The sequence below is a fragment of the Paenibacillus sp. GM2 genome (genome assembly GCF_900069005.2).
GTDB lineage: Bacteria > Bacillota > Bacilli > Paenibacillales > Paenibacillaceae > Fontibacillus.
Genome location: NZ_LN831279.1, coordinates 2933027 through 2958521, shown reverse-complemented (window position 1 = coordinate 2958521; position 25495 = coordinate 2933027). Strand labels below are relative to the sequence as shown.

General features: G+C 45.0%; 16 protein-coding genes, 1 pseudogene and 1 CRISPR repeat array. Of the genes and pseudogenes, 12 read left to right on the top strand and 5 right to left on the bottom strand.

Annotation, left to right across the window (positions count from 1 at the left end; genetic code table 11):
• Positions 1 to 264: 264 nt before the first annotated feature.
• From BN1360_RS23165 to BN1360_RS23150, 4 genes are all read left to right on the top strand, one after another.
• The gene (locus tag BN1360_RS23165; protein ID WP_068782197.1) at positions 265 to 2292 is read left to right on the top strand and encodes a beta-galactosidase; all 2028 of its coding nucleotides are present in this window, start codon (positions 265 to 267) and stop codon (positions 2290 to 2292) included.
• 100 nt (positions 2293 to 2392) lie between these two features.
• Positions 2393 to 3361, top strand: coding sequence for a phosphotransferase family protein (locus BN1360_RS23160; protein ID WP_068782196.1), 969 nt, complete (start codon positions 2393 to 2395; stop codon positions 3359 to 3361).
• A gap of 358 nt (positions 3362 to 3719) precedes the next feature.
• Complete coding sequence (locus BN1360_RS23155; protein WP_068782195.1) at positions 3720 to 4679, top strand: copper amine oxidase N-terminal domain-containing protein; 960 nt, start codon at positions 3720 to 3722, stop codon at positions 4677 to 4679.
• 15 nt (positions 4680 to 4694) lie between these two features.
• On the top strand, positions 4695 to 7946 hold the full coding sequence (locus BN1360_RS23150) for a DUF5704 domain-containing protein (RefSeq protein ID WP_069188407.1): 3252 nt from the start codon (positions 4695 to 4697) through the stop codon (positions 7944 to 7946).
• A gap of 247 nt (positions 7947 to 8193) precedes the next feature.
• A CRISPR array of direct repeats spans positions 8194 to 9229; the repeat unit is 32 nt; unit sequence GTCGCATCCTACACGGATGCGTGGATTGAAAG.
• A 170-nt stretch (positions 9230 to 9399) separates the two neighbouring features.
• Here the strand turns inward: BN1360_RS23150 and BN1360_RS23145 are convergent.
• Positions 9400 to 11751 (bottom strand): M13-type metalloendopeptidase, encoded by a 2352-nt coding sequence (locus tag BN1360_RS23145; RefSeq protein ID WP_068782194.1) that lies wholly within the window; start codon positions 11749 to 11751, stop codon positions 9400 to 9402.
• A 385-nt stretch (positions 11752 to 12136) separates the two neighbouring features.
• Between BN1360_RS23145 and BN1360_RS23140 the strand changes: the two genes are divergently transcribed.
• Entirely contained in the window at positions 12137 to 16798 is a 4662-nt protein-coding gene (locus tag BN1360_RS23140) for an S-layer homology domain-containing protein (protein WP_068782193.1), read from the top strand.
• Positions 16799 to 16871: 73 nt separating this feature from the next.
• Positions 16872 to 18080: an alpha amylase family protein gene (locus BN1360_RS23135; RefSeq protein WP_068782192.1), complete on the top strand. Its 1209-nt coding sequence runs from the start codon at positions 16872 to 16874 to the stop codon at positions 18078 to 18080.
• Positions 18081 to 18465: 385 nt separating this feature from the next.
• Here the strand turns inward: BN1360_RS23135 and BN1360_RS23130 are convergent, their stop codons facing one another.
• Entirely contained in the window at positions 18466 to 19320 is an 855-nt protein-coding gene (locus tag BN1360_RS23130; protein ID WP_229521083.1) for a lipoate--protein ligase family protein, read from the bottom strand.
• A gap of 211 nt (positions 19321 to 19531) precedes the next feature.
• On the opposite strand from BN1360_RS23130, the gene BN1360_RS23125 reads away from it, so the two are divergent.
• On the top strand, positions 19532 to 20155 hold the full coding sequence (locus BN1360_RS23125) for a class I SAM-dependent methyltransferase (protein ID WP_068782190.1): 624 nt from the start codon (positions 19532 to 19534) through the stop codon (positions 20153 to 20155).
• Between the two features lie 76 nt (positions 20156 to 20231).
• Positions 20232 to 20471 carry a nucleoside triphosphate pyrophosphohydrolase gene (locus tag BN1360_RS26090; protein WP_068782189.1) on the top strand — a complete coding sequence of 80 codons (240 nt, stop codon included), beginning with the start codon at positions 20232 to 20234 and terminating at the stop codon, positions 20469 to 20471.
• Between the two features lie 25 nt (positions 20472 to 20496).
• Here the strand turns inward: BN1360_RS26090 and BN1360_RS26470 are convergent.
• Positions 20497 to 20646: pseudogene (locus BN1360_RS26470) on the bottom strand (DNA/RNA helicase domain-containing protein); the annotation flags it as partial.
• Positions 20647 to 20778: 132 nt separating this feature from the next.
• On the opposite strand from BN1360_RS26470, the gene BN1360_RS23115 reads away from it, so the two are divergent.
• Positions 20779 to 21105, top strand: a complete 327-nt coding sequence (locus BN1360_RS23115) for a thioredoxin family protein (protein ID WP_068782188.1) — start codon at positions 20779 to 20781, stop codon at positions 21103 to 21105.
• A gap of 334 nt (positions 21106 to 21439) precedes the next feature.
• On the opposite strand, the gene BN1360_RS23110 is transcribed toward BN1360_RS23115, so the two are convergent.
• Both BN1360_RS23110 and BN1360_RS23105 read right to left on the bottom strand, forming a co-directional pair.
• Complete coding sequence (locus BN1360_RS23110; RefSeq protein ID WP_324254309.1) at positions 21440 to 21952, bottom strand: chromate transporter; 513 nt, start codon at positions 21950 to 21952, stop codon at positions 21440 to 21442.
• Positions 21953 to 22055: 103 nt separating this feature from the next.
• Positions 22056 to 23129 (bottom strand): M42 family metallopeptidase, encoded by a 1074-nt coding sequence (locus BN1360_RS23105; RefSeq protein WP_068782187.1) that lies wholly within the window; start codon positions 23127 to 23129, stop codon positions 22056 to 22058.
• 491 nt (positions 23130 to 23620) lie between these two features.
• On the opposite strand from BN1360_RS23105, the gene spoVAC reads away from it, so the two are divergent.
• The 3 genes from spoVAC to spoVAE are packed head-to-tail and all read left to right on the top strand — an operon-like array spanning position 23621 to position 25492.
• On the top strand, positions 23621 to 24121 hold the full coding sequence (spoVAC, locus tag BN1360_RS23100) for a stage V sporulation protein AC (protein ID WP_068782186.1): 501 nt from the start codon (positions 23621 to 23623) through the stop codon (positions 24119 to 24121).
• A 1-nt stretch (position 24122) separates the two neighbouring features.
• Positions 24123 to 25145 carry a stage V sporulation protein AD gene (spoVAD, locus tag BN1360_RS23095; RefSeq protein ID WP_068782185.1) on the top strand — a complete coding sequence of 341 codons (1023 nt, stop codon included), beginning with the start codon at positions 24123 to 24125 and terminating at the stop codon, positions 25143 to 25145.
• Positions 25142 to 25492: a stage V sporulation protein AE gene (spoVAE, locus tag BN1360_RS23090; RefSeq protein ID WP_068782184.1), complete on the top strand. Its 351-nt coding sequence runs from the start codon at positions 25142 to 25144 to the stop codon at positions 25490 to 25492. Before spoVAD ends, spoVAE begins: the two co-directional genes overlap by 4 nt.
• Positions 25493 to 25495: the final 3 nt, after the last annotated feature.

Genomic DNA, 25495 nt, shown 5'->3' with positions numbered 1-25495 from the left:
TTAAAAAGACCAGTTTTCAGCACCGAGAAGTTTGGATGAAGCTAGGAACTGAGGAGCGGAGCGTACGTAGTTTGTACGTGAGCACCGGAAGGCCCGGCTGAGTTCAAGATTCGATGTCGAATAGCTTTATAAATAGACTTTTAAAACAATCTCTTGTAGTTCCATATTATCATATTAGGTTTCGGTTTTATTATATATAAAGCGGAAAGTAATAAAGTTACAATTGAAATATAATTATATTTCTGGATAAAGGATGTGCTTGCAATGATCAATAACAAGCTTCCAAAGATTTGGTACGGCGGAGATTATAATCCTGAGCAATGGGACCCGGAAACCTGGAAAGAGGACGAGCGCATGTTCAAGCTGGCGGGGATCGATGTGGCAACCATCAATGTATTCTCGTGGGCGATGCTTCAACCGGATGAAGTTACCTATGATTTTTCAGCCCTGGATGCGACCATGGATCGCTTGTACAAAAGCGAGGTGTATGTATGTTTGGCAACAAGCACCGCTGCTCATCCGGCATGGATGGCCAAGAAGTATCCAGATGTAACAAGAGTAGATGGGCAGGGAAGAAAACGCAGCTTTGGCGGACGCCATAACTCCTGTCCTAACTCGCCAACTTATCGCAAATATGCAGCCCTTATGGCTGGGAAACTGGCTGAGCGTTATAAGGATCACCCAGGACTGCTCGTGTGGCATGTCTCAAATGAATATGGCGGCTATTGCTATTGTGATAACTGTGCAAAGGCCTTTCGCGTCTGGCTCAAAGAGCGTTATGGAACGATAGATCGATTGAATCATGCCTGGAATACCCGGTTCTGGGGACACACCTTTTATGATTGGGACGAAGTTGTTCCACCGAACGAACTAAGTGAGGAATGGGACGGGAACCGGACAAATTTCCAAGGGATTTCACTTGATTATCGGCGTTTCCAATCGGATAGCCTGCTGGATGCCTATAGGCTGGAGTATGAAGAAATCAAGAAATATACACCGGATATTCCGGTAACGACGAATATGATGGGATTGTATCCCGAGCTTGATTATTTTAAATGGGCGGAGTATCTGGATGTAATCTCTTGGGATAACTACCCCGCTTTGGATACCCCGGTCAGCTATACGGCGATGACGCATGATTTGATGCGCGGATTAAAGAGCGGTCAACCGTTTATGCTGATGGAGCAGACACCAAGCCAACAGAACTGGCAGGCGTACAACTCTCTGAAGCGGCCAGGCGTAATGCGCCTCTGGAGCTATCAGGCTGTCGCGCACGGCGCGGATACAGTGATGTTCTTCCAGCTGCGCCGTTCGATAGGGGCCTGCGAGAAATACCATGGAGCGGTCATTGAGCATGTCGGTCATGAGCACACCCGCGTCTTCAGAGAGTGCGCAGAGCTTGGGCAGGAATTGCATGTGTTGTCTGATAAGCTGCTGGATGCTCGGGCTCATGCCAAGGTGGCGATTTTATTTGATTGGGAGAACCGTTGGGCGGTCGGATTGTCGAGCGGGCCATCCGTAGCTCTCGATTATGTGAAGGAAGTCCATAAGTATTATGACGCTCTTTTTGAGATGAATATTGAAGCAGATATGGCGGGTGTTCATGAAGATCTGAGCAAGTACGATATCGTAATCGCCCCAGTGATGTATATGGTGAAGGAAGATTTTGCAAAGAAAATGGAGGATTATGTAGCTGCCGGCGGCACGTTTGTTACTACATTCTTCAGTGGGATCGTGAACGAGAATGATTTGGTTACGCTTGGTGGTTATCCTGGAGAACTGCGTCCATTGCTTGGTATCTGGGCAGAAGAGATCGATGCCTTGTTTCCGGATCAGCATAATCAGATCGTGATGAAGCAGACTTGGGGAGAACTGCGGGGGGAATATGAATGTGGCTTGCTCTGTGACTTGATTCATGCAGAGGGGGCTAAGGTTCTGGCCGAGTACGGTTCGGATTTCTATCAAGGCATGCCGGTGCTGACCGTAAATAAATATGGCAAGGGCAAAGCTTACTATGTGGCAAGCAGTCCGGAAGCTGCGTTTCTTAAAGGATTCCTGGCCAATTTGTGTGCGGAGAAGGGCATTGAGCCGCTATTAAATGCTCCGGCAGGGGTTGAGACGACTCAGCGTGTGAACGATGGCGTCTCCTATCTGTTCGTGTTGAACCATAACGCAGCGGATGTCGAGGTGGATCTGGGGAGTAAGAAAGCTGTGGATCTACTAACTTCTGAGAGTGTGAGCGGCCGGATGGCTATTCCGGGCCGAGGGGTCAAAATATTGGAGCAGCTTTAAAATCTATTGAAAAATTTACAATAAAGAAGTATTATCCGTATACACCGATAAGCCACTCGTCATCCTGCGAGTGGCTTCATCTATATGGGGAGGAATGAAATTGCAGAATGCAATTCGGAGAAAGATGGCGCGCAGTGAACTTAATCAGGCTATCAGGACAGCCTTTGCAGGCACTAAAAGCATAGCTTATGCGGAAGAGTTAACAGATGGAATGTATAACACGGCGTACACCTTAACCTTGAACGATGGAAAGAAGGTCGTACTTAAGGTTGCTCCCGATTCTTCCATACAGTCGATGCGTTATGAAAAAGGAATGATGCGCTGTGAGGTGGAGGTTCTTCGCCTTTTGCGGGCTCGGGGAGATATTCCGGTTCCCGAGGTGTATTACTATAGTGGCGATCAGACGGATCTGGAGTATTTTATTATGGAATATATGTCCGGTGTAACCTTTGTTAAGGTGAAGAAATCGCTGCCTCAGGAAGAGAGAGAAATCATTGAGGCTGAACTAGGCCGTCTTAATCGCTTAATTAACGATATTGAGGGGGAACGATTTGGCTATTATGCTCTGCAAGAGCAGCAGGGGACGGAGTGGCCGGATGTGTTGAGATCCATGTTTGGTGGAATTCTCGCCGATGCCCGGGATGCCGGGGTAAGCTTGCCTATGACAGAGGATGAGATATGGTCAGTGCTTGATCAAGCGCAGGCCAGCTTGGAAGAGGTGAAGACCCCTTGTCTGGTCCATTGGGATTTATGGGATGGCAATGTATTTATCCGGGACGGCCGCATTACAGGTTTGATCGATTGCGAGCGGGCACTCTGGGGCGATTATTTGCTGGAATTTAACTTTCGCACAGTGTCGGGCCAATCCGCAGCTTTTTTACGGGGCTACGGTATTGAGCAATTAACCCCGTCCGAGAAGACTCGGAGCCAAATCTATGATTTGTATTTGGTTCTTATTTTACATATTGAATGTGCTTACCGAAAATATGAGGATCAGAGGCATATCGAGTGGGCCACAAAGCTTCTGAAGACGACCTGGGAAGGATTTACCAGAAGCGAAGACAAGTAGATTCGGTCAAGTTTCCTATTTACTAATACCCATAATTTCTATATAATGGAACCAGTGAAGCACACTTCTACTTATTTTTGATAATAGAGGTGTGCTTTTTTGTTGTTATATAACTAGCTTTGGACGGGCTTATTGGGTTTGGCTATTCATAGAAGTTTGTTCGAAAACCAGTTTTCAGCATTGAGAAGGTTGGATAAAGCTTGGACTGAGGAACGGAGCGTACGTAGTTTGTATAAGAACACCGAAAGGCTGGGGTGAATTTAAGATTCAACGCCGAGATTTCTTCTTGGCTTACTTCGTGATCAAAAGTGGACTTTTGAATTACATTTAAAAAAGAAGATAAGGAGAGTGGTTGGTGATGAAGAAACTAGTAAAAGTATTGTTGGGGATAAGTCTTGGAATTAGTGTGATCTATTTGGGAGGTTCTTCTGTAACATCACCTGTTGGTGCAGCTGGCAAACAAAGCCCTGTAGTCTTTGGAGCTCCTAAGCTTGCCGTCATCGTTAACGGTAAAAAGGTTATGTTCGATGGCGGTGATCCGGTGATGGAAAATGGGCGTGTTCAAGTTCCTTTGCGAGGTGTTAGCGAAGCGTTAGGAGCAGAAGTGGGTTTCCAGGGGAAATCCGTCTCCTATACCAAGGGAGATAAGACTATTTCATTGACCCTTGGAAGTAAAGTTGCGAAAGTAGATGGAAAATCAGTCACTATGGATACTACAGCCAAAGCGGTAAAAGGTCGGACCTATGTTCCTCTGCGTTTTGTCAGCGAGAACCTTGGCGAAAAGGTAAGCTGGGACAAAGCTGGTAACTGGGTCTGGATCGGGGAAAAGACCATCCTGAGCACGGACGATGAGCAGTTTAGGATGCGGGAATTGGGGGATTTTAGTAAGTACTATAAGAAAGATCAGTACCTATTAAAGAATATTTCAGGTATTCCTTATGAAGGGATTAAAATATTTGATTTTTCACAGCTTCCACTTCAAATGGGGTTGGACTTCATTATTTATGATATGTATCTTGTGAAAATAAATAGGAAGGATTATATTGCCGTTCGTAGTACCGCAAATGGGTCTCCTATATATCATATGGTTGAAAATACTTATGTGAAATATCGGCGTGATGCTACTGCTGGGAATAACCATGGCGACGGGACCGTCACCAATTATTATCCTGTTATTAGCACCAGTGATAAGCTTGTTAGTGGAGTATATACAAATGTTGATTGGGAGAATTATGATCTTAAAACAGCAGATTATATCGGCATTGAAACTATTCATCCTGATAATTATATCGTAGCTTTCAATAATCCTTTTAAATAAAAGGAGTGAAACAGAATGTTCTCGAAAAAGTGGTTTATTTCGTTATTTGCGTTGATTGTAGCTGTAACTTCAGCAGTTATAATTATTCCTAGTAAAGTAGAAGCTGCAATTGGTCCGTCTCGTATGCTTCAAGATGAAAAAGATGAGAATATATATTATTTTGTCGGGATGGTATATTACGAGGTATGGAAAAATGCTAGCAATACGTGGACGAATGGTGTAGGACCTGGAGATCGAGTTCTAATTGATGGGTTCGATTATACTTTCCAATTCAACTCTAATAGGAAGATTAAGGATATACAGGTTTCACAGTTCACATATTTAGAGTATAAATGGGAAGAAATTTTTAATAAATCGCGGACAGGTGAATTGGAAGAAAGGCCACTTCAAGAATATCTAAGAGCAACATCAAAAGAGAATTATACCTATTCAAATACTGATAAATGGACAGGGAAGGGAACTAATGTCGGTTTTTTTTCGGTATATGTTACAAAAGGATATTTAGGAGCTGACAGACCCATCGACCGAAGAGCAGAAGAAGAAGCCAAGGGCCAACAGTTTTCCAAAGGTGTGGAAGGTTGGCGCTACTACTTTCCAACCTTATTTATCATTACCCTTGAACCGGCAGAAGGAAAAGCGGTCATCAAGCACTTCACAACTAAAGGTGATCCTCTTAATGGGATAGATGGGTTTAAAGACTATGAAGTAAAGCTTGAAAAAGATCAACAATATGTTTTCGAAGCAACGCCTTCAACAGTTACATGGGAATATCAGGGGTATAAAGCAAGTAATCAGAAAGCTCCAAGCGGAGGGGAAATCAAACCAGGAAAACCACCGACCATCGTTTATAGTGGGACATACTCAATCTATTACCTCTATTTATACTATGCAGATGAACCTGACTCCTGTGTGCTTGATCCGAATGAATCTGGGTGTGGACCGCCACCACCTCCTCCTGGGAGTGTAGATTGTACAGATCCCCTTCCTGGTCAATCGATCGCTGGGGAAGATTTATACCCTAACGTCAGTGCTGTCATTAAAGCGGATAGCCGCGAAAATGAACGCTTCAATGTACTCGATGGCGTTCCTACGACAGAAAGCTTGTACGGAAATGTATGGTCGAAGGATTACCTTAGTAAATATGAATATCAACAAATGGTAGGCAAGTGTACTTTTGAAGTGAATGTGACGGTTATGCCCTCGCCCTCAGCTCCGAGTGAACCTACTCCTGACCCGAATCCAGATCATGGGGAAGATGCAGGAGAGTCGGGAACCACAGTTCAAGTCATCGTAGAGAAAGAATATTCGTACTGGACGATAGAGAGAATCAAGATTTATCAGATTAAGGAATCCGCGTTGTGGAACTATGCCTTTAATAATGGAGGTATTCGGATTCAGCCAAGTGGGTATAACGCTCCGTATTATTCAACAGCGCAGACTGCAGGTTATGAACCGTCTTCTGTTCCAGAAGATATTACGGTCAACTTTGATGCAGATCCACAGGCAGCTGCAGAGTCAGCCGTGTATGTAAACGTCAATAATGATACTTTTATTTTTTATAATCAGACGTTAATGAGCGGATCAACCACAAGTAATCATGGACCAACACCTAGGCCGATTCCCATAGCTACCATGACAGGAGACAATGTTATTTATAGTCCTAACAACGTCATTCCAATGAGCAAGACAAATAAAGCAAATGAACCCAGTTCAGGGACCATTTATTATGAACAAGTTAATGGGTCCGATACGATGAACTTTGCCATCTATGGTATTAATCCGGTTACCGTACATACTCCGGTTGTTATTTATCCGGGAGTATCGGATGATAAGGCTCATAACCAGAAGACGAATCCGGCATTAAATCGTTCGGCAGTTATTCTGGAGCGTCTCTTTACGGTACAGATGCCGAATAGCGGGCAGCATGCCAAATATCTGGGGTATGGGAATCGTGATTATTTAAATTACATAGGAAGTAAACAGATTCGTTTCCCATTTGATGTGTATAACGAGGCGAAGACTAAGTTTTATCCGAAGAACACCTGGATTGAAGTTGAAAAGTCTGAGGAGTTCTTTACCTTTTATTTGCCGGTATGGGTGGATGAAGGTTTTTACGATGTGGAGTTTCAAACGGTTGCTCATAATGCTCCAGCTGGGGCCACGCATGAGACGAATGCAAACCTGAATTTATCGCATCATATCGCCTATGCTATAGTACCTGTAGATGTAATCGGGCGCGTGTACGATTTTCATGTTACCGATATTGCCGATTACAACTGGGAAAGCGTCTTTCGGACGGAGATAGGACAAGCGTTATCAACTGGGGTTTCCTATTGGGTAGGTCTTAATGGTATAGATGGGGTTACGCGTGGCAATATGGAGAGGTATACGTTACCGATTCGCCCTGGGAGTCATCCTATTTATAAAAATGCGGTGATCAAATCAGGCTATCATTTTAAGTTTGATTTGAAGACGAAGGGCAATATGTTCGGTGCTCAGGATCAGATTCGCATTACTCCGACTTTTTATTTTGTTAGTGCTCAGGATGGTAAGCGAACCCCGGTGGATCTGTATTATCATACTGGGCGCAGCAGTTATGTTAGGATCGGTTCACCGATGGATGAGGTGGAACGTTATGTTGTTCTGAATGAACGGCTACGGAATGTTCCAGACGAGGAATTAACAGATACGGCGCTCTATAAATATGATCACGAGTATACGTTTGGACAGGTTGCCAATATTGGACGCGCTCAGTACGTTCAGTACTATAAGGAAAAGATGACTAAGCAAAAAACAATAATCGGTCGTCTTAGTCTGTTACAGCTTCCTGCGAACGTTCGCACCTTGCTGGGACCGAAAAATGGTCTGCCTGTTGGCGTGGATTCAGCACGGGCCAATGCATCGATTCAACGATGGTATGGGGAGTATAGTCTGCCTGCAGAATTGTTCGCGGTAGAGGCAGGGACAAATGTAGCAGAATATGGACGTACACATCAAGGTTTAACGGATAAGTCTCCGATTTTTCTGAAAGAGGGCTATATTGTCGTGAATTTTAACATTGAGACGATACGCGATGGGCAGATAGACAAGCCATATTTACAGTATGTTTATGCTCCGCTGATGAATCAGTGGCAGCAGATGGAAGGTTTCCGGCGCAAGATTACTGATCCGTATGGGCGTACCTTCACTATGATGGATGGAGATATAGTCTTTTACCACGCTGATCAATCCAGCCGAGATGATTTTCAATCAATGGTAACTCATTAAGAATAAGTTGCCTCATTTTTATGATGAAATAGAGGAAATTTGAGCAGATGAGTTGAATATTATTTTTATAATATTTGTCAACAATTTGGTGCGAACCTCAAGCGAACATGAAATCCCTAGGGGATTCGCACCATGAATATCATTGTTTTTATCCATGATTGGATTAAAATGTAATTTGTTAACCCTACAAATTAATTAATTCAATAAGAAAGTACCGATACGTGGACATTTTCTCCCCAAAATCGGAGTCGCATCCTACACGGATGCGTGGATTGAAAGCCAATTCATTTGGGTTTAGTCATTGGTAAGGGCAGTGTCGCATCCTACACGGATGCGTGGATTGAAAGTGGATTATCACTCTGGTGCTGCGGAATTTAACTCCGTCGCATCCTACACGGATGCGTGGATTGAAAGATCATCTTAAAATAAGAACAAACGTTCTGAAAGGTGTCGCATCCTACACGGATGCGTGGATTGAAAGCTGTATTGCTACCATTGTCCGTCGCTGATATAGACAGTCGCATCCTACACGGATGCGTGGATTGAAAGTTCCCCTTTCAATGCGATATCAATTAAATTACAGGTCGCATCCTACACGGATGCGTGGATTGAAAGATCGTGTCATATCTCCGAGCATTAAAGGGATTGAGCGTCGCATCCTACACGGATGCGTGGATTGAAAGTCCCGTATACTGAATAGCAACCGTACCAGCATCATTGTCGCATCCTACACGGATGCGTGGATTGAAAGCGAACCTCGAACGGAAATACGAAGGATGGCTTGCGTGTCGCATCCTACACGGATGCGTGGATTGAAAGATACCTTGGGTTAGCTGTTAGAAAATCACCGTACCCGTCGCATCCTACACGGATGCGTGGATTGAAAGTGGATACGCTCCGTCCTTCCAGTTTGCGAATAATGTCGCATCCTACACGGATGCGTGGATTGAAAGCGATAACTTCGGTTTATGCCATGCCTGGTGGGTTGGTCGCATCCTACACGGATGCGTGGATTGAAAGCACCAAACATTGTCCCATAATCAATGGTATCAGCGTCGCATCCTACACGGATGCGTGGATTGAAAGATAGCTGGAGTGATTAGCCTAATTAAAGGGGTGGGTCGCATCCTACACGGATGCGTGGATTGAAAGAGAACCCCGAGTCTGTAAAACAGCACTTGATTGGTCGCATCCTACACGGATGCGTGGATTGAAAGAGTTGTAGATGTAGTAGTGTTTCCTTCTTCATCTGTCGCATCCTGCCCGAATGCGTGCATTGAAAGCCGTAAGGCCGCAGCGATTGAAAATAGCGCCCTTAAATCTTGTGTATCCCATTGGATGCGTCATTCAAACAACAAATGTCAAGCTAAACGATTCGCTTCAACCAAAAAGCTGATGCCCTTTTTTTCGGCATCAGCTTTTTTTCTGGATTTCATTCGGCTTTTTTATAGAATTACCAAATGCTTACGCGATTCTCGGGAGCCACGTACATGGCATCTTTTTCGGTTACTTCATAGGCTTTGTAGAACTCTGGGAAGTTTGAGACCGTGCGGTTTACACGTACCTTGTTCGCAGAATGGGTGTCGACGGTTGACATATACTTAGCGATTTCTTTGTTCATTGTAGTACGCCAGATTGTGGCATAACCTTCGAAATAAGCTTTGTAATCCGGATTTTCCGTTTTGGACAACACCTGAAGTGAAGCAGCCATACCGCCGAGATCGGCGATATTTTCGCTTACGGTCAGTTTGCCGTTGTTATACACGCCAGGAACGACTTCAACGCCGTCGTAATAAGCAATCACTTGCTCACATTTTTCCTGGAACTTCTTATAATCTTCTGTTGTCCACCAGTCGACTGCATTTCCGTTCTCATCATAGGCGGAGCCCAGATTATCAAAAGCGTGGCTGATCTCATGCGCAATAACCATGCCGATTGCACCCAGATTTGTCTCATGCTTGGCCTTCAGATCATAGAACGGAGCCTGCAAGATTCCTGCCGGGAACACGATTTCGTTGTTCAACGGGTTGTAATAAGCATTTACGTCGTAGACGCTCATCATCCAGCTATTCTTGTCAACAGGCTGGCCGAGCGAAGCAACTGCGCGTGCTTTACTAGCCTTGGAGATGGCCACAATATTTTCGAACAACGATCCGCCATCCTCGTAGGATTTAATAGTTACGTTATTAAGTGAATCGTCCCATTTATCCGGATAACCGATTTTGATCGTCATTTTATCAAGCTTTTTAATTGCCTTGGCTTTGGTTGTCTCGGACATCCAATCGAGGTCTTGAATTCGTTCTTTATAAACCTCAATAAACTGTTTGACCATTTGCTCGACATCTTGCTTGGCTTCTTGGCTGAAGTAGCGTTCTGCGAACTCTTGGCTAAGATAATCGCTCATCACTCCTTGAGTGATCATCAGGGCGATTTCCTCATTTGTTTTTTCACCTTCTACACCGAACATTTCAGACTGGAACTCTTGGCTGATTTTAACGAAGTCTTCTGACAGCATACTGCCTGTATTCATTAATAATAGGACTTTGGCATAGGTTTTGAGCGTGTCGAGATTTGGATCAGTTAATATTTCAGCTGTTTTATTAACCAAACCGATATCGGTTACAATCACTTTATCCGTGTTGTCGAAGTGAAGCTCTTTCATCACCTTCGCCATATCAAATGACTTAAAGAGTGCGACAAATTTGTCTTTGCTGTAGGCATTATAGAAGTTATTTACGTTTCCTTGATCCTGAATGTCCATGGTCGCTGCAGCCAATTCTTTTTCGAAGGAATACATAACTTCAGCCTGTGTTTTTGCAGATTTCTCATCTGCTCCAGACAGTTTGAACAATTTTGTTAAATAACCAATATATACGTTTTTGGTCCGCTCATCTCCGGAAACATAGCTGTTCTTATCAAGTACGGTGCCTAGGCCCGAGAAATACAAAGTGTTGACATTACTGTCTTTGGCATCTCCCATAACGGCAAAAGAAAGCAAGGAACCGTTCGACATCGCACTCTCCATTTCTAGAGTTGTATCAAGCAATTGCTGAATGGAAGAAGCATTATCAATCGCGGTCAAATAAGGAGCGATCGGCTTGATTCCCCGTTGGTTACGATGCTCCACATCAAGAGCGGTTTTGTAAAAGTCGGCAATTTTTTGCTCTATGGAGCCTGCCTGCTGTGGTTTCTGCACGATTTCATCAATGATGGTTTTGACGCGATCCTCGTTCAAGGTCGCCAGTTCATTAAATACACCATTAGTCATTTCTCCAGCTGGGATAGTGGATTGATTCAGCCAGGTCTTATTCACGAATTCATAATAATCATCGCGTGGATTCGATCCTTTGAGGGCCATCAAGCGTTTCGTTAAGGTATTTAACTGCTCCATGGTAATGTGGTCGGAAGCTCCAAGCTTTCCGTTTGGATAACCGTTAATGATACCCGTCGCTGTTAGCTTGGCAATTTCATCCTCAGCCCATTTCGGGATGTCAATGAATTCAGCAGTGATGTTGGCAATACGCAGATCATTGCCTTTTGGCTCAGGCAGCTCGGAGAACGCTCGACTCAGCATTATTAAAGCTTCAATTCGGGATACATCTTGGTTTTCCTTTGCATCTCCTTGGCCATAGCCTTTCAGAATATCTTCCTTTTTGACACCAGGATTGTAATCATCTACGACTTTCAATAGATAATTCACAACTTCTCCCCGGGTCACATTTGCTTCTGCTGCTTGGGCAAGCCCGCTTGGAAGTGTACTTAATAAAATAGATGAAGATAGTAATACGGCTGCAAGTTTTTTCACGCTGTCTCCTCCTATAGGTTAAATGAAAATTATGTAATTCGGTAAATACGCAAGCAGGTTATGAGCTCCTGTATGGTATTATTCTCCTTATTGTATACGGAATAGAACCTTGGAGGATTCAAAAAATGTAAGCATAGGCAGAGGATCAATAAAATTTCCGGCGATAATTTGCAGCTTAAAGAAAGAAAAGTTATTTTTTTTATCTTATAAAGGAGGAATTTTTCTCCCAAAGAAGAATATAAGGAGGAGTATTCCAAAATGAATATGGGAGGTGATGCTCGTAAAAAATTCGCGAACGAAAATAGAAATTTAGACGAGATGAGCTGTATGAAGAGGGAGTGCTGGGGAAGCTGCTTTTTCATGAATCCTATGGGGAGGTACGGTAATGAGATTAAAGAATACGCTGTCTTTCATCTTATGTTTTGCTCTCTTTTTTTCTGGAATGACGTTGAATGTGTTGGCCGATGAAGCGGAAGCTATCACAGCGAAAGCTGCAAATGGCAGCACCATTAGCATTACAGCAGTAAATCGAGCCATTGCAGCCTCGGATGAAATGATTTTGTTTACTAGGGAAAACAGCAGTAAGCTCACGGATCCCAATCCTTACGCGGCCGCCGCAGTTGTAGACTACCATGAAGGTACTTACAGCGTAACGGAAGTCACTTATCGTGCAGGTGCTGTAGAAATACCAACGAATGGCTTTGTATTGTTTGGTCACGGATCGAGTGAACAGTGGATTAAAGACAATATGAGTCCGGGAGACCCGGTTGAGATTATTGGCTACACGCTACCTGTACCTGTTGTCGGAGGTCCACAGCTCATCACAGAACAGGGCATCCTACCGATCGACGTCGTGGATCAGGATCAGCCGGCCAACACCATCGCGGTTTATACACGACATTTTGGCGAGATGACAAGATCATTTTCTGAAGATACCGTTCAATATATCATTACCAATGATGTGTCGGTGGTGAAAAGCACCTATGATGCTCATGGTCAGAATGGAACCTATATTCCTGCAAATGGTTATGTCATTTCGGTTTCTGGCAGCGCTGCGTCATCCTTGAGTTTAGTGGTGGGGCAGTCCGTGCAAGCAATTAACATAGATATTCCGATTTTGCCCAGCAAATATTTGAAAGTGAATGGTATTGCGGTAGGCATTGATAAAATAAATGGACCGCGTGGAACGGGAGAAGTGGTGTTGTACCAGCCTACGTATGGCGCAACCACTAATCAGAATGCTTGGGGAATGGAGCTTACAGTTGTTGGCAATAAGGTGATCAACATTGTGGCGATTGCAAACGATCCCAATACAGGGGGGTATCTTGATAATAACTCATCCATTCCAGCGGATGGATATGTGCTGTCGATTCAAGCGTCAAGTCCATACTATAACCAACTAGCGGATAAAGTGAGTATCGGCACAGAGGTTGAGCTCGTAACGGATAGTTTAATTTACCAAGCCGCTAGAACCTCGTATGATGCATTTAATCCGAAAGTAAAAGAAGATAATCCCGGAGGCTGGGACAATGTCGCCAATGTGCCTTATCCAGGATTCCGTGGATCGGATCAGTTGATCGTCTATGATCGTAATTATGGCGAGGAGACTGGCACGAACCCATGGGGCAATGAAGTCATTGTTAATGCGAATGGATATGTGACGAACAATGGCGGGAACAACAGTAAAATTCCTGAAGGCGGCTATGTATTATCCGGTCATGGGGTTAAAAATACATGGTTAAAGAACAACGCCCTGGTCGGAGCTAAATTGAGTCTGGATTTTGCAAAAAAAGAAGTGTTGGTGATTTTTACGCCGGAATCTTACTTAGATAAAGCATCGATCAGTATCGATAGTGCAGAGAGAGCGCTCCAATTATCCAAGGATCATTTTATGGATGTGCCTTATGCCGATATTGAACAGAAGATTGTAGAAGCGAAGGCCGTTTATGAGTTGGCCAAACAACGATTAAATGAAAGCGGTACCAACGGGTTGATGGATTTACTGAATGACCTGGATCAGAAAGTTACGGATGCAAGTTATATGAATTTTGAGTCTCCAAAAGTACAAACCAGGGGACTCTGGATGAGGCCGAAGGAAAAGAACCTGGAGCAGGTTCGAGATCATGTAAAGAAAATCAAAGAGACCGGGATCAATGCCATTTATCTGGAAACGTGGTGGAATGGATATACCACTTGGCCAACGTCTTTGCCGGACACCGAATTAAATCCTTTGTATGAAGGCTTTGATGTGCTTGGAGCATTTATTGAGGAGGGCAAGAAACAGGGGATTGAAATTCATGCCTGGGTAGAGAACTTCTTTGTTGGCGGACCGGTTGTGGTGAATCATCCCGATTGGCGTATGATCAGCAGACAAGGTATTGATTATGAAGTGGGCTTGAACAATGCCAAGTGGTATTGGCTTAATCCAGCGCTTCCGCAGGCTAGAGATTTCGTTGCCTCTGTATACAATGAGCTCATCACAAAATATGACATTGCATCACTGCATTTGGATTATGCGAGGTATCCAGATTCCAAGGATTACACGAATGACTTTGGTTACGACACGTATACCCGCAATTTATTCAGCGAGAAATATGGCGTTGATCCGCTTGACCTTCATCCAGGAGATCACTATTGGGATGAATGGCTGCAATTCCGTGCGGACATGATCAATACCTGGGTCGTTCGGGTAGTGGACGAAGCGCATCAAATCAAACCAAAGCTACAAATTACAACTGCGGTATGGCCGAATTATGAGGAAGCACCGAAATCGCATGCACAAGAAGTAAAATACTGGTTAGATCACAATTTAATCGATCACTTGTTCCATATGTCTTATGCGCCGGGTTCGGAATTAACGGTAACGGACTTGAGAAACTCCATGGCATTAGCAGGACACAATGCATTCGTCTCATCGGGACTAGACGCGTTTCAAGGTAATCCTACATCAGCTGTTGTGGATCAGATTATCGAAGCAACAAAAAATGATGGAGCTGGAGCCGCATTATTTGAATTCGAAGGACTATTTAATTATAAGTATGACAAGGTGCTGAAGATTGGGGTGTATCGTAATCAAGCTATTTTGCCCGAATATGATACGACCAAGCCCCTAGCAACCGTAATGGAAGAAATGATCCGTAAAATCAATGAGATTTACGTTCCTTTCCAAGGGATGAGCAGACAGGAAGGCGATACCCTTATTCACAAAATTCAACCGACAGTTCAAGCGTTGAATACGAATGAAGATATGAGAGCTGATACAGCAACCATCGCTAAGCAACAGATCGAATCCCTAAGAAGCGATCTTGATGCCAATAGCTCGATTAATCCCGAAGTGAAAAATCGAATGATACTTGACCTGGATTATGGACTCAAAATGGTCAACATTTATTTCTCCAAAGCCGCATCGAAAGCGCAATTGAGCACACTGACAGTAAGTAAGGGGAAGCTGAACCCTGCCTTCAATCCGTCAATTTATGCCTATCAGGTTGATGTAGATAATACGGTTACTACATTGAACATTACGGCGAGTGCGAGCAACCCGACAGCAAAGATTTTTGTTGACGGTAAGAACTATGCGAGTGACTCGGCGATTCCTGTGCAGCTCAAAGTTGGATTGAATTCGGTGACCCTGCAGGTAATGTCTGAAGACGGTTTGACGATAAATTATAATCTGTCGATAAACCGTGCCTCTATGGGAGACCCAGGGAATAGCAGTGGCAATGGAGGCGGTAACAGTGGCGGTGGTAATATCACAACCACAACACCTCCTCAAGATAAAGTGGAACCTTCGACAAATGTGAGGCTCGACAGCAGTGCGCTATCGCTTAAGTCGGAAAAGAAACCAAACGGACAAACGATGCTGACTGCTATAGTGAGTGCGGATGAATTGAATAAAGCCTTCCAAAGGTTGAAGGAGAGTAAAGAGTCGCCCGGTACTGTCACGATTGAATTGCTGGGTGAGGATGATATTCAACAAGTCGGTATTCCGGTACAATCGCTTATCGATGCGTTGACGAACGTACCTAACGCAACCATCGTAATCCAGGGAAATCACGCCGTCTATGAATTGCCGGTATCATTAACTAATTCGTCCGCGTACATCAAAGAGCTTGGGGCGGATGCCAAGGATGCGGTTCTTTATGTCACGATCGAACAAGTGAAAGGTAAAGATTTGGAACAAATACGAAGTCAAGCTGAACGGGAAAACGCCACACTCGTAGATGATCGGGTGATTGATTTCTCTGTTCGAGTCGAGATGAATGGGAAAATGAAGATCTTCTCGAATTTTGGAAATGAGTATTTGAGGCGTAGTATCATTCTAGCTCAATCTATATCGTCGGATACGGCAACAGCGATTTATATCGATCCGAATACAGGCAGGTTCTCCTTCGTACCTTCCATATTTACAGCACAAGGCGGTCAGACGGTCGTGATGATGAAACGGAATGGTAACAGTAAATACGCTGTGATTCAATCTTCCAGAACATTCAAGGATTTGAAGAATCATTGGGCAAAATCTGATATTGAGTTACTTGCATCCAAGCGTATCATCGAAGGATTGAGCGTGGATCAATTTGCTCCAGATCAAAAGGTTACACGTGCTGAATTCGTAAGCCTACTGGTTCGTTCGTTAGGTTTGAATTCGGACACCAGCATCACGCAGTTTCATGATGTGTCTAACTCCGATTGGTTCGCTGGCGCCGTAGGTGCTGCGGTAAATGCGGGTATCGCAAAAGGCAATGAGGATGGTTCCTTCAAGCCTCATGATTCCATTACGAGAGAGCAGATGGCAGTCATGATTAGCAGAGCGCTATCTTTTGCCGGCAAATCCGTGCAGGCTCCCACTCCACTTGATTTGACCGTCTATCATGATGAGGAAACGATCAGTGTTTGGGCACAAGCAGCAGTCGCGGAGACACTTGATGCAGGTATTTTGAAAGGGGTAACAAGTACGGCGTTTGAACCGAATATTCATACATCACGTGCACAAGCAGCTGTGGCTGTGAAGCGTATGCTGCAATATTTAGGCTTTATCAATTCCTAATGAAATCACGGGGTGCCAGATATCAATTTGGCACCCCGAATTATAAAAATTTATATAGTTGAGGTGACCCAATATGAATATATCCATGGAAAAGCGAGCAAATGTGTTGTGGGTTGATTTTATCGCGAATGGGGTTCGACTAGCGGATCGTGCGGAGAGGCAGCGCCTTGTGAACAGTGCGAAGCAAGCTGGAGTAACCCACTTGGTGGTGGATGCCAAAATCCCCTATGGACATACGACATTCCCAAGTTCTTATGCATATCATGTAAGCCGTTGGTCAGACGGAAGTTATCAAGTATGGGAAGGAAGAGATTTTCTTGCGGAAATGATCGAGGAAGCGAGTGTTGTCGGGCTTCAAGTCATTGCTAACGTAGATGTATTCGCAGAAGGGACGACCCGTTCAAGAGATGGTATTGCTTATGACAAGAAGGATTGGCAGGTCATGCTGTATCAGCCGAGTCTTTCTTCGGAACCGGTAGCCGCTGAAAATGCGGATGATGATACGATCTTTGTGAACCCGATTCATGAAGAAGTTCAACAGCACGAGCTTGGGATTCTGAAGGAGATCGCATCAAACTATAAAATTAGTGGTATAGTGCTTGACCGCTGTCGCTATCCGAATGTCTATGGTGATTTTAGCGAATTAAGCAGGAGAGCATTCGAGCAATATATTGGTCAGCCGGTAGCACAATGGCCACAAGACATTTTTACCTTACAAGAAGGTACGAAACAAATCGAGCATGGGCGCTGGTTCGCGAAATGGACGGAATGGCGTGCGCTGAACATTAAACATTTCGTGCAATCGGCTAAGCAAGTTGTTAAATCCACAAATCCAAGTCTGTCCTTCAGCATTTATGTTGGGTCATGGTATCCGCTATATTACAACGAGGGTGTCAATTGGGCCAGTGAAACCTATCGTTCGAACTTGCCATGGGCATCTGAAGAATATCATATTTCCGCGTATGCCGATGAATTGGATTTCATTATGACCGGTTGTTATTATCCCGAAGTACGAATTGAAGAAGCCGTCCAGAATGGCAGGCCTGCGGAATGGTACAGCGTAGAAGGCGCGATCCAAATGAGCCTAGAGGCAATTAACGGACAGATTCCAGTCATCGCGAGCTTATATTTGAAGGATTACGAAGGAAACATTGATCAATTTGAAAAAGCGGTTCAGATGTGCCAACAACGCACGCATGGTGTCATGTTGTTCGATGTAAGCCATTTGGAAGACTATAGCTGGTGGGGGCAGTTGGATTCTGTGTTGTCAGTGAAGTCTTGATTCATTTACTGATTTTAATACCATGTCAGAAGATGCACTCAAGAAGCGATTAGAATAGAAACGATTTTTCGTTACACCAAACAGGTCGATTATGGTTAGATACCACCATGATTGATCTTTTTTTTCTGGAGAACAACTGTTTCCTGGCATAGGTCTGTCAGGATTTCCATTTATACCGATAACATATGGAAGTTAAAGTAGGGAACTGTATTGGTTAACTTCGCGTCGTTGTTAATCCTTTACTAGAATGTCGCACTGCAGCAGCAGAAACCGAGTGATGTTTATTGGGGAGTTGAATTTGTTTTTCAAAATTTATTATGGACATCGGTTTGATCTTATACAGTATAAAGGAATAGGAGAGGGGACCATTCTCACCTATTCACTTTCACGCTTTGATCCCGTAACGTTCACGCAGTGTATGGATGAAGGCATGCACTTGTTCCGGTTCTGGAACCCATAATCCTGAGGCAGCCTGCTCGAGACAAAGTTCAGATTGGCATCCCCGGATCACTTGTTTAGTAGATTCTATGAATACCTGCGCCGCGTCGCTTCCAAGCGAAGCTAGTTCTTCCAGACTGCCCATCTTATCTTCGGTAACGACAGGATGATCCCCTTTCAGCACGCCTAACGCTGCACGCTCATAGAACGAGCGGACGAGACCTGCGCTCTCCTTGCCCGAACCTTCGCATATGACGAATGCCTGTACGACAAAGGCGTGGGCTTGACGACGCTGCGCAATGCCACAAAATTTGATGCCGCCTATGCTGAGATCATAATCGCCAGGGCAGTATGCGCCATCGATTTCACCCTTGTCGATTGTGTAGCTCGTATTCTGCAGGGCAAGTTTGATTAGCTGATACATACGCTCATAATCCGAGCGGAAGAATTTGTCACCAAGACCTTCCTTCGGAAGGATTAAGGAAATATTCACAACACCCAAATCGAGTGGTACGGCAGCTCCGCCCGTGCTGCGGACAGCCGTCGAGTAGCCAAGCGATTCCAGCCATTTCTGCGCCTTTGTTGCATGAGGCAGTCTGCTGTCACGCAATCCCATCACGAAGCCTCTCGGATGGCGCCATAGATGACATACAGCGGGACCTCCCTTGCCTGTATGTCTGCACAACAGCTCGTCTAATGCAAAAGGATACAGAATGTCAGGCTCCTCTAGGTGTTGCGTGCGATCTAGCACTAGGATATCGTCTAGTCCATCCGAATGAAATGAAGTCTTACATTCCGCCAATTCTACATCCCCCTTATAAAGCATAAAACAGAAATCCAATCTATTCGTATCTTAACACGCATGAGTTCGTTACGGAAAACTAGAGACTCGTCGTAAGTCCTCTAGCGATGACATAAATAAGGGTAGCCGTTAAAGAAATGTGCTAGGATAGATCTAAAGTAAAGAAGATGATCCGGAAATCGCGGCTTATATGTGGGGAGGTTCCATATTAATGAGTGAAGATAATTTAAGCATCAAATTGTCTCTTCGGGAGGCATATGACAATCATGCCAATCTCCGGGATTCAGCACAATTGGAAGATTGGAAGGCTGAGGAAAGAGTTAAAGTGTTAAATGCATTCCGATCGAATGAGGTACAAAGTATTCTAGAAATTGGAGCGGGTCCCGGACGGGATAGCTTATATTTTAAAGAGCATGGATTTGATATTACAGCTGTGGATTTGTCAGAAGAAATGGTCCGTTTGTGCACACAAAAGGGATTATATGCTAAGGTAATGGATTTCTACCATCTGGATTTTGCAGATCGATCCTTTGATGCGATTTATGCCATGAACTGTTTGCTACATGTTCCAAAAGCTCAGCTTCCTGTCGTTCTTACGGAAATTAAGCGCATTTTGAAGCCAAACGCCTTATTCTACTTAGGGCTCTATGGAGGGATTTCCACTGACGGTATTTGGATGCAGGATGCTTATGAGCCTAAGAGATATTTTGCCATGTATCCAGACGAGGAGATTCAACAAATCATCAAGTGTCATTTGCAAATTGAAGACTTTCATACACGAGATATGGGTGAAGGAAATCCCCATTTTCAAGCGATGTTGCTCAGGAACTATTAGGTTAGTCGCCGTAGAATCTAGACATATGAGGAAACCTAGCAATACTTCTATGATCAGAGAGGGGTATAACGACACCATGCCAGTTTATAACAAGCTTGTCCGGGATCTAATCCCGGACATTATCGGAGCACAGGGGAAGCAGTATACCATCAAGACGTTGGACATAGAGACATATATTATAGAACTGCGAAGAAAACTGCAGGAAGAGCATCTGGAATACATATCAGCGAAAACGGATCAGGAGGCTTCTGCCCAATTATATAGTTCCGCAGCTCCGGGTTTCGGCAATAGAGGAAACACCCTTTCATTCCTCTAGAGATTAACACTTTGTATATATTTTTAATTAGCTTTGTTAGTTGTTCATTATCATTTTTCAGTCCCTTTTTCCCTTGTTTGTCCTTATACTCTTCAAAGTCAGCATAAATACGTATCGATTGAGGATCATATTTTAAATCATTACCGATGATGACACCAACATAATCAAATTCCAACCCTTGTGAGGTGTGAACACGTGCTATGGGGGTGGAAGGATCGATTCCTTTTGCATACTATTGTGTAAATGGTTAAAATAACATATTAAGTGCAACGTGATTACGGAAAACAAGGCAGGGGGGAGTCTTATTATGGAACGCATTCAAACAGAGAAACGGTATGAGGAACTGATTAATCGCAATCAATTGACTATTATTAAATACGATGCTATCTGGTGTCCAGACTGCAAGACGCTGGATAAGTTCATGCCAGATATTATGGCTAAACATCAGGACAAAGATTTTTATGCTTTGGATGTGGAACAGCTTGAAGAGATTACGAGCAAAAATGAAGTACGCGGAATCCCAAGTCTTCTGGTGTATAAAAATGGGGAGAAGATAGCTCATCTTCATAGCAAATACGCCAAAACGCCAAGCCAGATTTCCGAGTATCTAGAGACATTGGAATCGAAAAAATAGAGGGAATTGATACGGTTCGTTATAAGAAGCTTATTCTCGCTGTCCTATTACATCGCGTCAGTTCTGATTAAGAATTTAATATCTGATCAGGAACAAATGCTTTTAAAAAAAGGTTCATTCTCATTTGGCTTCCTTTTATTCTCTATCTCAAAAGATTCTTATTGAAACTTCTGTTTCTGTCAGCAGCTTAATAAAAAGGTTATGAAAAAAGCAATCCAGACGATAATCCTGGGCTGCTTTTTTGTGATACCGATAGAATCTAATAGAAATACCCACCTAGGCATAAATCTAAGCGGGTATTTCTCTCTCTATCTTACCTCCACAGAACCCTCCTCTACGATACTAAAGACACTAACAACGCTCCACCAACCGCTGAGAACAACACAACCATCCACGGTGGGAGCTTCCAAAGCATAAGCATGCCGAAGGCAGCAAGTGCTAGACAGAAGTCGTAAGGAGTATGAATTGCTTTGATCCATACCGGATCATACAGGGCGGCAAGCAGGATGCCGACCACGGCAGCGTTCATTCCTTGAAAGACGAATTGGACATTAGAGCGGCGGCGGATTGTATCCCAGTAAGGCAAAGTACCAATCACCAATAGAAATGAAGGCAGGAACATCGCGATTAAAGCGGCCACGGCACCAGCCCATCCGTTCATCACGCTACCCAAATAAGCCGAAAAGGTAAATAAGGGGCCAGGTACAGCTTGAGCTGCTCCGTAACCTGCAAGAAACTGGGCGTCTGTTAGCCAGCCTGATGGAACCAATTCCGCTTGCAGGATAGGAAGGACGACATGACCTCCACCAAAGACTAGGGAGCCTGCGCGATAAAAAGTATCGAACAACGCCAAATGCTTCTAATGATCCCTAACTAAAAAATCCCTCATCCAGATTTTCACTGAATAAGGGAATTCTCTCTTGCCATTAAGGGTTAATAAAATCGTTCGATTAGCTGTTCTCCAAAATCGTGTTCAGCGTCGTACGGTCCAGCCCTTTGACGAGTTTGGTCAACAATTCTTTGGCGGCATCGTAATCATCCGTGTGGATGATGGATGACGAGGTATGGATATAGCGGGAGCAAATACCGATAACCGTTGAAGGTACGCCGCTGCCGCTCAGGTGGACTTGGCCGGCATCCGTTCCGCCTGGAGAGACGAAATATTGATATTTGATCTTATTCGTATCTGCCGTGTCCTGAATATATTCGACCATACCCCGATGGGTAAGCATCGTTGGATCGTAAATTCGCAGCAGGGCACCTCCGCCAAGCTGACCGAACGCTTTCTTGTCTCCCGTCGTATCGTTGGCCGCACTGGCATCTAGGCCGAAGAAAATGTCCGGCTGGATCATATTGGCGGAAGTCCGTGCTCCGCGCAGACCCAGTTCCTCCTGAACTGTAGTACCGCAGTACAAGGTGTTTGGCAATTTCTCCTTATGTAGAGCCTCCATTAACTCGAGCGCCAAACCTACACCGTAACGGTTATCCCAGGCTTTGGCCATAATTTTCTTAGGATTTACCATTGGTGTAAATTCGCAGATCGGTACGATTTGCTGACCTGGGCGCACCCCTGCCGCTTCTGCCTGCTCCCGGCTGTCTGCACCGATATCCAGATACATCGTCTTCAGGTCCACCGGCTTGCTGCGATCCGCTTCACTTAGCAGATGGGTTGGCGTTGAACCGACAACACCGATAATCCGGCCTTGCGGAGTAATAATCTGCAGGCGCTGTGCCAGTACAGCCTGGCTCCACCAGCCGCCAAGCGGTTGAAAGGAGACCATCCCGTGATCGCTAATTCCTGTGGTCATGAAGCCAACCTCATCCAAATGCCCGGCTACCATTACTTTAGGGCCGTTATCGTCTCCGCGAAGCACCCCAAATATACTACCCAGTCGATCCTGCAGAAATTCTGAGGTATAGGCCGACATTTTCTCTTTGACAAAGGCACGCAGTTCACGTTCGAAGCCCGGCGCCGCAGGGAATTCGGTTAGCTGCTTGAATAATTCCAACGTTTTAGTATTCATTTCGCATCTCTCCTTGCAGATGATTTAAATACGGTCCGCTTTCTAATTTGCTTCATGATCCATCGCGCGGACTTGTTAAACAACCTCTTTAAGTATGTACCATCTTGCTATTATTGTCTATTTGTAAAGGGATAAGCCCAAGAGTGGGCGAATATCGCACATTGCATGCGCCTGTAGCATATACTGCGGATAAGTTAAGGAAATGATTGGGAGGCTAACGAAGATGGAGCGTTACTCCAAGGACTGGATCGTAATATTCCTGCTGTTTATTCTGCTCATCATTATTTTGCAGTATTTGTAGGGGCGGAAGGTCGGTCTTTAATTTTTGCACATTTATCAGACAAACAGTGTTTCTCAGGAAACTGGGGGACACTGTTTTTTGCTGTTCAGCCGGATATGGATGATTTACCAAACATAACAAGCCGCCAAGTGGCAAATAATGAATATGCAGTGTTAGGAGAGGAATCAAATCACAAGAAGGAGGGACAATAGTGCCAACAAAGACAAAATCAGGCGCCCGGTTCAGGTTGAACTCCATCTCGTTGACTGAAGAGGACTATAAGCAGATTGCTGATTCCCATAAGCCGAAGTCGAATATCTTCAAAAATTGCTTAAAGGCCTTCCTGGTGGGCGGTTTCATCTGCTTCATCGGCCAGTGCATCCAGCAGCTCTTCATGACCTTTGCCGGAATGTCCTCGAAGGAAGCGAGCAGCCCGACCGTTGCTGTATTGATCATTATATCCGTTATTCTGACATCGCTTGGTGTATACGATAAGATAGCACAGTGGGCAGGCGCCGGTTCAGCCGTTCCGGTTACCGGATTTGCCAACTCGATGTGTTCCTCGGCGATTGAATCAAAGGCGGAGGGTCTAGTGCTTGGCGTAGGGGCCAATATGTTCAAATTGGCTGGCTCCGTCATTGTATTTGGTGTGGTAGCCGCTTTTATCGTGGGAGTTGTACATGTGATTTTTGGCCTAGGGGGGGCGCATTAAAATGCTGACCGGTGCACAAACCTGGGAGTTCCGCAGCAAACCGACGATTATTGGGGCGGCGACCGTGGTTGGCCCAGAAGAGGGAGACGGGCCGCTCTCTTCAAGTTTTGACTTTATCTACGACAACCTGGAGATTGATGAGAAGACCTGGGAGAAAGCGGAGCGCAAGCTGCTCCAACACGCCTCTTCGCTGGCGCTTATGAATGCAGGCATCACCAAAGAGCAGCTCCAGTTCTTTATTGGCGGCGATCTGATGAATCAGATTATTAGCGCAACCTTCGCTGCCCGAGATATTGCCGCCCCTTACCTCGGCGTATTTGGGGCCTGCTCAACCTCGATGGAGAGCCTTGCCATCGCGGCCATGATTGTAGATGCCGGGGGTGCCAAATATGCGATGGCCGGGACGGCCAGCCATAACTGCACCGTGGAGAAGCAGTTCCGCTATCCAACGGAATACGGATCACAAAAACCGGCAACAGCTCAATATACGATTACAGGCTCCGGCTGCGCCGTAGTCTCCTCATCAGGGACCGGGCCTCGCATCACACATGCGACGATTGGACGCATTCAGGATATGGGGATCAAGGACCCTTTTAATATGGGAGCCGCCATGGCCCCGGCAGCAGCCGATACGATCGTCACGCATTTCCGCGATACAGGACGGGGGCCGGAGGACTACGACTTAATCGTAACCGGCGATCTGGCCTCGGTAGGACATGCTATTGTTAAGGATGTTCTAAGCAAGGACGGACTATCCATGGATAAGACCGAATTCAATGATTGCGGGCTGATGATCTTCGATCGGGAGAGACAGAATTTTGTCATGGCTGGAGGCAGTGGCTGCGGGTGCTCTGCGGTCGTTACTTATGGACATATTATGAAAAAAATGAAACAAAGAGAGCTGAATCGTGTGTTGGTCGTTGCGACGGGTGCGCTGTTATCCCCGCTATCCTATCAGCAGGGAGAGAGCATCCCGTGTATCGCTCATGCGGTGGCTCTGGAAAGAGAGGCAGGTTCAGCATGATTTTTCTATGGGCTTTTATCGTTGGGGGACTGTTCTGTGTACTCGGGCAAATCATGTTCGACGTGTTCAAGCTTACTCCCGCACATACGATGAGTACCCTTGTTGTTATCGGGGCGGTGATGGATGCATTCGGACTATATGATCCGCTTGTAAAATTCGCCGGGGCGGGAGCATCGGTGCCAATCACAAGCTTTGGCAACTCGCTGGTTCACGGCGCACTCTCCGAGCTGCAGCGGGATGGCTGGATTGGCGTCATTACCGGGATTTTCGAGGTCACCAGCGCCGGTATCTCGGCAGCGATCATTTTCTCCTTCCTGGCTGCACTTGTCGTCCGACCAAAAGGATAAGAT

Bases quoted from the DNA above. Each gene is read 5' to 3' on its own strand.
- BN1360_RS23150 (WP_069188407.1), top strand. From the start codon at position 4,695: ATGTTCTCGAAAAAGTGGTTTATTTCGTTATTTGCGTTGATTGTAGCT.
- spoVAE (WP_068782184.1), top strand. From the start codon at position 25,142: ATGATTTTTCTATGGGCTTTTATCGTTGGGGGACTGTTCTGTGTACTC.
- BN1360_RS26090 (WP_068782189.1), top strand. From the start codon at position 20,232: ATGCCAGTTTATAACAAGCTTGTCCGGGATCTAATCCCGGACATTATC.
- BN1360_RS23125 (WP_068782190.1), top strand. From the start codon at position 19,532: ATGAGTGAAGATAATTTAAGCATCAAATTGTCTCTTCGGGAGGCATAT.
- BN1360_RS23115 (WP_068782188.1), top strand. From the start codon at position 20,779: ATGGAACGCATTCAAACAGAGAAACGGTATGAGGAACTGATTAATCGC.
- BN1360_RS23135 (WP_068782192.1), top strand. From the start codon at position 16,872: ATGAATATATCCATGGAAAAGCGAGCAAATGTGTTGTGGGTTGATTTT.
- BN1360_RS23105 (WP_068782187.1), bottom strand. From the start codon at position 23,129: ATGAATACTAAAACGTTGGAATTATTCAAGCAGCTAACCGAATTCCCT.
- BN1360_RS23165 (WP_068782197.1), top strand. From the start codon at position 265: ATGATCAATAACAAGCTTCCAAAGATTTGGTACGGCGGAGATTATAAT.
- BN1360_RS23155 (WP_068782195.1), top strand. From the start codon at position 3,720: ATGAAGAAACTAGTAAAAGTATTGTTGGGGATAAGTCTTGGAATTAGT.
- spoVAD (WP_068782185.1), top strand. From the start codon at position 24,123: ATGCTGACCGGTGCACAAACCTGGGAGTTCCGCAGCAAACCGACGATT.
- BN1360_RS23140 (WP_068782193.1), top strand. From the start codon at position 12,137: ATGAGATTAAAGAATACGCTGTCTTTCATCTTATGTTTTGCTCTCTTT.